Below are 3,230 nucleotides of genomic sequence, written 5' to 3'. Positions count from 1 at the left end.
GCGTCAGAAGAATGGAGGGACGGGTATACCCCACGTGAGGAGCCCGGGGCCAACCGAACCCGAGAGGCGCCAAGCGACGATCAAAGGGGTCAACATGGCAACGCTCAACGATCTTGGCTACAAGAAGGTCTTCGTCTCCCTCGATGGCACCGAGCAGCAGGACAAGGTGCTCGAGCGCGCCATCGTCGTGGCGGCGAACAACAACGCCGAGCTCACGATTGGTCACGTCATCGACTCGACGGTCCTCGAGACCACCGGCTCCTACCCCACCGACCTCGTCCCTGGCCTCGACCGCGCCTTCCGCGACTCGATCGCAGACCAGCTCAACGAGGCGCTAGCGAACGACAAGATTCCCAAGGTCGAGGTCATGGTCAAGACCGGCCGCATCCGCGAGACGCTCAAGGACGAGATGCTCGACGTCGTGAAGCCCGACCTCGTGCTGTGCGGCGCGCGCGGCCTGTCGAGCATCAAGTACGCGCTGCTTGGCTCCATCTCCACGTTCCTGCTGCGCAACGCGCCCTGTGACATCCTCGTCGTGAAGTAGCGAGGGCTCGCAGGCAACCTTGGCGGGCGTCGTCCACGTGGCGGCGCCCGCCCTTTTTGTGTGAAGGCGCCCAACCGCCACTAAAATGTATGGGATATGTCTGCACGGGCGAGGCTTGCCCGGCGGGCATGCGAGGCCCCTGGCCTCGGGAAAGATGGGGTCGTGCCCACGCGCGGTCCTTGGAAGAGCGCAAGGACCGACATGACGAAGAACGGCAGCAGACGACCGAGCGTGCGCACCACCGCCGTGGCACTGGCCGCGACCCTGCTGTGCACGTGCACCCTCCTGCCCCGTCCGGCAATCGCCACCATGGCCGACGACCTCCAGGCAAAGATCGACACCGCCACGCAGGCGTACAACGAGGCCACGGCCACCGTCAACGACCTGCAGACCAAGATCGACGAGTCCCAGGCAAAGATCGACGAGGTTACGGCCGCGCTTCCCGCCCAGCGCGAGCGCGCCGAGAAGTCGCTGAGCTCGCTGTACAAGATGCAGCAGGGCACGCCCGGCCTCGTGAGCATGCTGCTCTCGGCCGACGACTTCGCCGACTTCCTCACCACCTACCAGTACCTCAATGCGGTGCAGCGCTCGAACAACGAGGCGCTCACCGAGCTCAACCAGATGGAGGGCGAGCTCAAGGCCGCCCAGCAGACGCTCCAGACCTCGCAGCAGCAGGCCAGCGAGAAGAAGCAGCAGGCGCAGGACTCGCTCGAGGAGGCGCAGGCCGCCCTCGACGAACTCAACGCGCAGGCGGCCGCCCAGGCCGCTGCCGAGGCCGCGAAGGCCCAGGCCCAGAGCGACGCCGCCAGCCAGCCCGCCAGCACCGATGCCGCCAACACGCCCCAGACCTCGCAGGCCCCCGCGGCCTCCACGCCCAGCAACCCCAGCGCCACCGACGGCTCCGAGGTCAAGAGCGACGGCGAGTGGATGATCGGCATGGCCTCGGCCTACTCGGTTGCCGACAACACCGGCGGCAACGCCACCGCCTCGGGCGACGAGCTCAGCGACGACTCGATGTCCGTCGCCGTGCCGCTCTCGCAGCGCTACCTGCTGGGACGCACCGTTCAGATTCGCTACGGCGGCAAGACGATCACGGCCGTCGTGAACGACGTGGGCGGGTTTGCCGCCTACGGCCGCGTGCTCGACCTGGCGGGCGGTTGTTGGAAGGCCTTTGGCTGCTCGAGCCCCTACGAGTGGGGCGTCCGCGCGGTCCAGTACCGCTTCCTGTAGGGCAAACAAGCAAGAACCTCGATGGGGGCGACGTGCAAAACAGGCGCGTCGCCCCCATCTTTGCAGCAGATTGCCGTCCATCAAGGCTGTCCCTTATAAAAAAGAGCGCCAATTAGGTAACCTATCTGTTGTTTTACAAATTGGTGTACCAAATCGGCAAACAGCAACTGGGGCTATACCGGCTACGCAGCACTCCTACTCCCACGCTCGCCGTTAGGTTACCTAATTGGTGCAATTATTTGGCCGCAGGCCCTCTCACGCCGCAACGACAGCGCTCGGAGCCTAATCAGAGACCACCGCGAGCACGCCACGCTACCGCGTGCCTACGCCGTGAGGTACACCATCACGATGATCATGGCAAAGCCAGCGAGGTCAGTGGGGGCAAACGTCGTCCCCAGCCACAGCACGGAGAACACCGTGGCCGCAATGGGCTCCGAGGTTCCCAGCATGCTCGCTCGCAGCGGCCCCAGGTCCTTGACGCCCTGCATGTAGAGGGCGTAGGCCAGGAAGGTCCCCACCACCACGATCGCCACGACGCCTGCGACGCCCGCGGCGTCAAAGGTCGGCGCGCTCTCCCAGGGCCTCGTCGCGAGCATCAGCACCGTGCCGGAGGCGAGCATCGTCACCGCATTGACCACGGGGCTTCCCCATCGTTTGAGCAGGCCCTCGGGCACCGCGCTGTAAAGCGCGTAGGTGAAGCAGGTCGCGATGCCCCACAAAAGGCCATCGAGCGGCATCGACAGGTGAGACGGGTCGCCACCGGTGGCGATTAGGAACGTGCCGCCCAGCGCCAGCGCAAGGCCCGCGAGCTCGCGTCTCCTGGGCGAGCGCCTGGCGCGCACGCACGCATAGACCATGAGCACCACGAGGGCGAGCGTCTGCAGCACCGTGGCCGTAGCCGAGTTGGTGAGCTTCACCGCCACGTTGTAGCAGACCGAGTTGAGCATCATGCAGGCCGCCGTGGCCACGAGCATGGCGAGTCCGCGCCACCCGCCGCCGCGCGCGGCAACGAGCCCGCGCAGGCTCTCACGGTCGCGCGGGGAGGCGCAGGCAAGCGCCAGGAACAGCCACCCGGCAAAGAACTGGCGCACGGCCACGATCCACACGGGGTCAAGGCCGTAGCCGTCCATCAGGAACTTGGCGCACGTGCCCGAGAAGCCCCAGAAGGTGCCGCCAATCAGCGTCAGCACCACGCCGCGCGTCGTCTTGCTCGAGTCGCTCATCGTCCGTCCATTCGCCCAAGGCACGTCAGCCCGCGCGCGACACCCGCCCCCGCCGCGAGCCAGCGCACGGCAAACGACGTCCCGAGCGCGTGCTACAGTCTCATGTCAAACCACCAAGAAAGGTAGCACCATGAGCCAAGACTTCGCCACCCCCAACCCACAGCTCGCGCCCGGCTCGCGCCACGCGGGCTTCACCGTCGAGCGCGCCGAGCAGCTACCCGAGATCTCTGGCT

General features: G+C 66.4%; 3 protein-coding genes. 2 read left to right on the top strand and 1 reads right to left on the bottom strand.

Features of this window, described 5'->3' with window-relative positions; all coding sequences use genetic code 11:
• Positions 1–94: 94 nt before the first annotated feature.
• Both AC1VTH_RS07540 and AC1VTH_RS07535 read left to right on the top strand, forming a co-directional pair.
• A complete protein-coding gene (locus AC1VTH_RS07540; protein WP_481335526.1) occupies positions 95–544 on the top strand; it encodes a universal stress protein in 450 nt (149 codons plus the stop codon).
• 201 nt (positions 545–745) lie between these two features.
• Positions 746–1,774, top strand: a complete 1,029-nt coding sequence (locus AC1VTH_RS07535; RefSeq protein ID WP_481335525.1) for a coiled-coil domain-containing protein — start codon at positions 746–748, stop codon at positions 1,772–1,774.
• A 323-nt stretch (positions 1,775–2,097) separates the two neighbouring features.
• On the opposite strand, the gene AC1VTH_RS07530 is transcribed toward AC1VTH_RS07535, so the two are convergent.
• Entirely contained in the window at positions 2,098–2,997 is a 900-nt protein-coding gene (locus AC1VTH_RS07530) for a DMT family transporter (protein ID WP_293825165.1), read from the bottom strand.
• Positions 2,998–3,230: the final 233 nt, after the last annotated feature.

Source organism: Parolsenella sp., from assembly GCF_982402205.1.
Note: the sequence above shows the minus strand (reverse complement) of the source record. Positions and strands in the feature narration are given on the sequence as shown.

What these genes read in the sequence shown, in the direction of transcription:
- AC1VTH_RS07540 (WP_481335526.1), top strand. Translation starts at nt 95, where the DNA reads ATGGCAACGCTCAACGATCTTGGCTACAAGAAGGTCTTCGTCTCCCTC.
- AC1VTH_RS07535 (WP_481335525.1), top strand. Translation starts at nt 746, where the DNA reads ATGACGAAGAACGGCAGCAGACGACCGAGCGTGCGCACCACCGCCGTG.
- AC1VTH_RS07530 (WP_293825165.1), bottom strand. Translation starts at nt 2,997, where the DNA reads ATGAGCGACTCGAGCAAGACGACGCGCGGCGTGGTGCTGACGCTGATT.